Origin of the sequence: Microbacterium sp. (genome assembly GCF_035277845.1) — a bacterium.
Lineage (GTDB): Bacteria > Actinomycetota > Actinomycetes > Actinomycetales > Microbacteriaceae > Microbacterium.
Genome location: NZ_DATEJS010000264.1, coordinates 1 through 6,239 on the forward strand (window position 1 = coordinate 1; position 6,239 = coordinate 6,239).

At 71.1% G+C, this 6,239-nt stretch carries 7 protein-coding genes; 5 read left to right on the plus strand and 2 right to left on the minus strand.

All coding sequences use genetic code 11. The features are described 5' to 3' along the window. A partial coding sequence (locus VJR25_RS11485) for a flavodoxin-dependent (E)-4-hydroxy-3-methylbut-2-enyl-diphosphate synthase (RefSeq protein WP_324115106.1) occupies window positions 1–634 on the plus strand: 634 nt, incomplete at its 5' end. Beyond that, complete coding sequence (locus VJR25_RS11490; RefSeq protein WP_324115107.1) at window positions 631–1,515, plus strand: hypothetical protein; 885 nt, start codon at window positions 631–633, stop codon at window positions 1,513–1,515. The genes VJR25_RS11485 and VJR25_RS11490, both read left to right, overlap by 4 nt. A gap of 105 nt (window positions 1,516–1,620) precedes the next feature. Here VJR25_RS11490 and VJR25_RS11495 read toward each other — a convergent pair whose 3' ends face one another. Next, window positions 1,621–2,448 (minus strand): class I SAM-dependent methyltransferase, encoded by an 828-nt coding sequence (locus VJR25_RS11495; RefSeq protein WP_324115108.1) that lies wholly within the window; start codon window positions 2,446–2,448, stop codon window positions 1,621–1,623. 59 nt (window positions 2,449–2,507) lie between these two features. On the opposite strand from VJR25_RS11495, the gene VJR25_RS11500 reads away from it, so the two are divergent. After that, window positions 2,508–3,251, plus strand: a complete 744-nt coding sequence (locus tag VJR25_RS11500) for a phosphoglyceromutase (RefSeq protein ID WP_324115109.1) — start codon at window positions 2,508–2,510, stop codon at window positions 3,249–3,251. A gap of 72 nt (window positions 3,252–3,323) precedes the next feature. Here VJR25_RS11500 and phoU read toward each other — a convergent pair whose 3' ends face one another. Beyond that, window positions 3,324–3,989: a phosphate signaling complex protein PhoU gene (gene phoU, locus VJR25_RS11505; RefSeq protein ID WP_324115110.1), complete on the minus strand. Its 666-nt coding sequence runs from the start codon at window positions 3,987–3,989 to the stop codon at window positions 3,324–3,326. Between the two features lie 152 nt (window positions 3,990–4,141). On the opposite strand from phoU, the gene VJR25_RS11510 reads away from it, so the two are divergent. Together VJR25_RS11510 and VJR25_RS11515 are read left to right on the plus strand one after the other, a co-directional pair. Beyond that, complete coding sequence (locus VJR25_RS11510; RefSeq protein WP_324115111.1) at window positions 4,142–5,320, plus strand: sensor histidine kinase; 1,179 nt, start codon at window positions 4,142–4,144, stop codon at window positions 5,318–5,320. Window positions 5,321–5,322: 2 nt separating this feature from the next. Continuing rightward, window positions 5,323–6,006 carry a response regulator transcription factor gene (locus VJR25_RS11515; RefSeq protein ID WP_324115112.1) on the plus strand — a complete coding sequence of 228 codons (684 nt, stop codon included), beginning with the start codon at window positions 5,323–5,325 and terminating at the stop codon, window positions 6,004–6,006. Window positions 6,007–6,239: the final 233 nt, after the last annotated feature.

Below are 6,239 nucleotides of genomic sequence, written 5' to 3' on the forward strand. Positions count from 1 at the left end.
GGAGGCGTCCCTCTTCGAGGAGCACGACTTCCACGAGTTCAAGATCTCGGTCAAGCACAACGACCCGATCGTCATGGTGAAGGCGTACCGCCTCCTCGCCGAGATGGGCGACTGGCCGCTGCACCTCGGCGTCACCGAGGCCGGCCCCGCCTTCCAGGGCACCATCAAGTCGGCGACGGCGTTCGGCATCCTGCTCGCCGAGGGCATCGGCGACACGATCCGCGTCTCGCTCTCCGCGCCCCCCGCCGAAGAGGTGAAGGTCGGGCACCAGATCCTGCAGTCGCTGAACCTGCGCGAGCGCAAGCTCGAGATCGTGTCGTGCCCCTCGTGCGGCCGGGCCCAGGTCGACGTGTACTCGCTCGCGGATGCCGTCACCGAGGGCCTCAAGGACATGACCGTCCCGCTGCGCGTCGCGGTCATGGGCTGCGTCGTGAACGGCCCGGGCGAGGCCCGTGAGGCCGACCTCGGGGTCGCCTCCGGCAACGGCAAGGGACAGATCTTCGTCAAGGGCCAGGTCGTCAAGACCGTGCCCGAGGCCGAGATCGTCGCCACCCTCATCGCCGAGGCGAACCGCATCGCCGACGAGATGGGCCCGGATGCCGCCCCCGGCACCGCCCAGGTGGTCACCGCGTGAGCAGCGCCCTCCTCACGGCCACCCGGATCACCTTCCCCGCCGGCGCCACCGCGGGACCCGCGATCGTCCTCTGGGTGTCGGATGCCGAAGCCGGAGCCCTCGTGGTGCTCGACGAGACCCCGTTCCACCCCGTCGACCACACCTGGCCGGATCAGCCCGGCGACACCGGTGTGCTCTCCGCCGGCACGGAGTCGGCCGCGATCGTCGACACGGTGATGGCCGCCCTGTCGGACCAAGGCGAGTTCGCGGCCGGCGCCGACATCCCGGTGCGCCGCGGCACCCCGGGCTGGATCTGGCTGGTCGCCCATCGGCTCGACGCGGTCACGGCACCCGCCTGGCTGACCGAAGGCGCCGGCGTCACCGCGGCTGTCGACCGCGACCGCCGCGAGGCCCTGTCCCGCGGACACAGCGCATGCCACCTGGCATCCCTCGCTCTCGACGCCGCCGTCGCCGACCTGTGGCGCAAGGACGCCGGTGCGGACGCACTCGGCGCGCCCGCGTTCGACGCCCGCGCGAACCAGTCGAGCCGCATCCTCCTCGACGGCAGCGTCGACGAGTACCGGCTCGGCAAGAGCCTGCGCAAGGCCGGCTTCGACACCGAGACGCTCGCCGCGACGCTCGCCGAGCGCGAAGCGGCGATCAACGCCACGCTCGCCCGGTGGGTCGCGCAGGGTGCCGCCGCCACGAGCCGCATCGAGGTCGGCGGCCCCGAGATCACCGACCGGCGCACCTGGTGCTGCACCCTTCCCGAGGGCGAGGCGCGCATCCTGTGCGGCGGCACCCATGTCGAGTCGCTGGCCGCGTTCTCCGCGATCACGGTGAACCTGGACCTCTCCGACCCGCAGCTGCTGGTGATGGCCACCACCGCGGTCCCGGCCTGACCCTCCGCGCGAAGCCCACCTCACCGCGAACCCTCACCCGAATACGCGAACCCTGACCGAAATGCGGGTCCAGGGCGTGTTCCGGTCAGGGTTCGCGTATTTCAGTCAGGGTTCGCGCAGGGCGGGACGGACGACGTCCCAGGGGACGGTGAGCTCGCCGAGGCGCCAGCGGGATTGGTGGAGAAGCGGCCAGCCGGCATCCCGCATCGCGCGCAGCGCCGTGCGCCAGCGGTGCACCGGACCGAACGGGGCGACCACGGCCGCGCGCTCCCACTCGGCATCCAGCGCCTGCAGCAGCGCGTGCACCCCTTCGCCCGGCACATTGCGGTGGATGAGCGCCTTGGGCAGACGCTCGGCCGCGATCGACGGATGCTCCAATCCCGCCAGCCGCAGCGAGATCGTCAGGCTGCGCGGCGCGGCATCCGGACCCACCTCGATCCATGTCGACACCCGGCCGATCTCGTCGCAGGTCCCCTCGACGAGCATGCCGCCGGCGGCGAGTCGCGACGCCATGCGGCCCCACGCGGCCGGCACCTCGGCCTCGTCGTACTGCCGCAGCACATTGAACGCGCGGATGACCGCGGGGCGGCGCGGCGCCGGCACCTCGAACCCTCCCCGGGCGAACGACACGGCCGCTCCGGGTGCGAACCCGGTCGTGCCCGACCGTACGGCCTCGAGCTGCTTCGTGGCCCGGATGACGCGGGCCGGGTCGATCTCCAGGCCCAGAACTTCGGCATCCGCGCGGACGGCGGCCAGGCGCGACCACAACTCGAGCGCCGTCACCGCGCTGGCCCCGTACCCGAGATCGACCACGAGCGGGCCTGCGTCGGCGCGGCGCAGCACGTGGTGCCGCGCGATCCAGCGGTCGACGCGACGCAGCCGATTGGTGCCGGTGGTGCCGCGCGTGATCTGCCCGACGTGTCCCCGCACCATGGCATCCATCATCTCAGGCGGGAACTCAGCGGAAACGCGCCGCCGCTACCATTGGGGGCATGACTTACACCCTGATCCTGCTGCGCCACGGGCAGAGCGAGTGGAACCAGCTGAACCTGTTCACCGGATGGGTGGACGTGCGTCTGTCCGACCAGGGCGAGGCCGAGGCCCGGCGCGGCGGCGAGCTGCTCGCCGAGTCCGGCATCCTGCCCGACGTGCTGCACACCTCGGTGCTGAGCCGCGCGATCCAGACCGCGAACATCGCGCTGGATGCCGCCGACCGCCTGTGGATCCCGGTCAAGCGCTCGTGGCGCCTGAACGAGCGCCACTACGGGGCGCTGCAGGGCAAGGACAAGGCGCAGACCCTCGAGGAGTTCGGCAGCGAGCAGTTCATGCTGTGGCGTCGCTCGTTCGACGTGCCGCCGCCGCCGCTGTCCGACGCGTCCGAGTTCAGCCAGGTGAACGACCCGCGCTACGCCGGCATGGACGGCGAACTGCCGCGCACCGAGTCGCTGAGCCTCGTCATCGACCGCATGCTGCCGTACTGGCACAGTGACATCGTCCCCGACCTGCGGGCCGGCAAGACGGTGCTGGTCACCGCGCACGGCAACTCGCTGCGCGGTCTTGTCAAGCACCTCGACGGCATCAGCGACGCGGACATCGCCGAGCTGAACATCCCCACCGGCATCCCGCTCGTCTACCGCCTCGACGAGAACCTGCAGCCGATCGGCCCGGCCGAGTATCTCGACCCGGAGGCTGCGGCCGCGGGTGCCGCCGCGGTCGCCGCGCAGGGCTCGAAGTAGCCCCGGCCCGGAAACACACGAAGACGGATGCCGCCCCGTGCGGCATCCGTCTTCGTCGTCCGAGTCGCGGACTCAGTCCGCGAGCGCGTCGGTGTCGGCGTTCCAGTCGCCGGTGGCCAGGTACACGACCTTCTTCGCGACGGAGACGGCGTGGTCGGCGAAGCGCTCGTGGTAGCGGCTGGCGAGGGTGGCATCCACCGTCGCGCCGGCCTCGCCGCGCCAGCTGTCGCTGAGCACCTTCTCGAAGACGCTGGCGTGCAGCTCGTCGATGTCGTCGTCGGCGTTGCGGATCGCATCGGCGAGGGTGAGGTCCTGCGTGCGCAGCAGGTCGGTGAGCACCCGCGCGACCTCGACGTCCAGTTCGCCCATCTTGGTGAAGGTGGACTTCAGGCCCTTCGGGATCGCGCGCTCCGGGAAGCGCATGCGGGTCAGCTGGGCGATGTGCTCGGCGTTGTCGCCCATGCGCTCCAGCGACGCGCTCACCCGCAGCGCCGACACGACGATGCGCAGATCACGGGCGACCGGCTGCTGACGGGCCAGGATCTCGATGGCCAGCTCGTCGAGCTCGTTCGCCTTCACGTCGATCACGCTGTCCGCGTCGATGACCTCCTCGGCGAGTGCCACGTCGCTCGTGCCGAAGGCGGTCGTCGCCTTCTCGATGGCGACAGTGACGAGTTCGGCGATCTCGACGAGTCGTGACTGGACGTCCTCGAGGGACTGATGGAAGACTTCGCGCATCGAATGCACCACTCCTGTTCGGTACGGGTTCACCGGCATTCAACAGGCGCAAGGTTAACGAATGGTGCCGCAGCGATGAACTCTCGGCGCCGCCCGCCCGTACCGGGTCTTTCCGGCCGGTTGCGGGTGCGTGGCGCCCCTACTCTGGTCACATGGACACGCCCCAGCTCGCACTGCTGTCGCTGCTGGTCGGGGTGATCATGGGCGTGGCGGCGGCGCTGGTCGTCGTGGCGGCCTACCGCGCCCGCGACCGGGCGCTGGCAGAGGCCTCGCCGCGCCTGTCGGAGAGCGCCGCGGCGATGCTCGCCGCCATCGCCGAACCGGCCGTCGTCGTGGACGCGTCCGCGACGGTGATGGGCTCGTCGGCGGCGGCCGCGGTGTTCGGGCTCACCGACGGTGCCTCGGTTCCGGTGCCCGAACTGCGCGCTCTGGCGCACGGCGCGCGCAGCGGAACGGCCTCGGACCCCGTGACGCTCACGCTCCGCCGCAGCACGCCGCCGGTCGAGGAGCGCTCGGTGATCGTCACGGCCCGGGCGATCTCGCCGCGGCTCGTGCTGCTGCTCATGCGCGACGTCACGGCTCAGGAGCGCATGGAGCAGATGCGGCGCGACTTCGTGGCGAACACCAGCCACGAGCTCAAGACCCCGGTCGCATCCGTGAGCCTGCTCGCCGAGGCCATCCAGGCGGCGGCGGAGGATCCCGACCAGGTCAGGGCGTTCGGAGCGCGCCTGCAGGCCGAGACCGAGCGTCTCGTCACGCTCACCGACCGGGTCATGAACCTGTCGCGACTGCAGGGCGCCGACGAGGCGATGCGCGTCACGGACGTGTCGATCGACGACGTGGTGGCATCCGCGGTCGCGGCGCACACCGTCGCCGCGGAGGCGGCCGACGTGCGGATCGTCGTCGGAGGAGCGACCGGGCTGCACGTGCCGGGGGACTCCCGCGTGCTCGTCGACGCGGTCGGCAACCTCGTCGCCAACGCGGTCGCCTATTCACCCGCGGGCTCGAGCGTGGGCATCGGCGTGAAGGATGCCGGCGCGGCCGTCGAGATCTCGGTGACCGACCGCGGCTCGGGTATCGCTCCCGCCGACCAGGAGCGCGTCTTCGAGCGCTTCTACCGCGCCGACCAGGCGCGCTCCCGCCGCACGGGCGGCACGGGCCTCGGCCTGTCGATCGTCAAGCACGCGGTGCAGCGCCACGGCGGGGAGGTGCGGCTGTGGTCCAAGCCCGGCCAGGGGGCGACGTTCACGATCCGCCTGCCGCGCGCCGACCCGAACGCGAAGAAGCCGAAGAAGCCCAAGAAGATCAAGAGCAAGACAGACGGAGAGTGACGATGACCCAGGTGCTGATCGTGGAGGACGAGCCGGATCTCGCCGAGCCGCTGGCGTACCTGCTGCGCCACGAGGGATTCCAGACGCGCGTGGCGGAGGACGGCAACGAGGCGCTGCGCGCCTTCCGCGAGGAGGGTGCGGACATCATCCTGCTCGACCTCATGCTGCCCGGCATGTCCGGCACCGAGGTCTGCCGGCAGATCCGCGCGACCTCGAAGGTGCCGATCGTGATGCTCACGGCGAAGGACTCGGAGATCGACATCGTGGTGGGACTCGAACTCGGCGCCGACGACTATGTGACGAAGCCCTACTCGACCCGGGAACTGCTGGCGAGGATGCGGGCGGTGCTGCGGCGCGCCGAGGTGGCGGACGAGGAGCTCGAGCCCGACGTGCTGCGTGCGGGCCGGGTCACCCTCGATGCGGACCGGCATGCGGTGACCGTCGCCGGCGAGGAGATCTCCATGCCCCTCAAGGAATTCGAGCTGCTCGAGGTGCTCATGCGCAATGCCGGCCGGGTGCTCACCCGCGGCCAGCTCATCGACCGCGTCTGGGGCGCGGACTACTTCGGCGACACCAAGACCCTCGACGTGCACATCAAGCGCATCCGCTCGCGAATCGAGGAGAACCCGGCGGAGCCGGCGATGGTCGTGACCGTGCGCGGGCTGGGGTACCGGTTCGAAGACTGACCCGGACACGAACAGGCGCCCGGCTCGTCGGAGCCGGGCGCCTGTTCGTGCGGTTCAGTGCGTCACGGTGTGGGCGTGGCGCCGGGGGTCGCCATCGGGGTGGCCACCATGGTCGGCGTCGCCTGCGGCGTCGGCACCAGGCCGTTGTAGTACTTCTCGGTGTTGTCGAGCACCGGCACCTGCGAGACGACCGGTGCGGTGTCGCCGGACTGGAAGGCGATCTTCACGGTCGA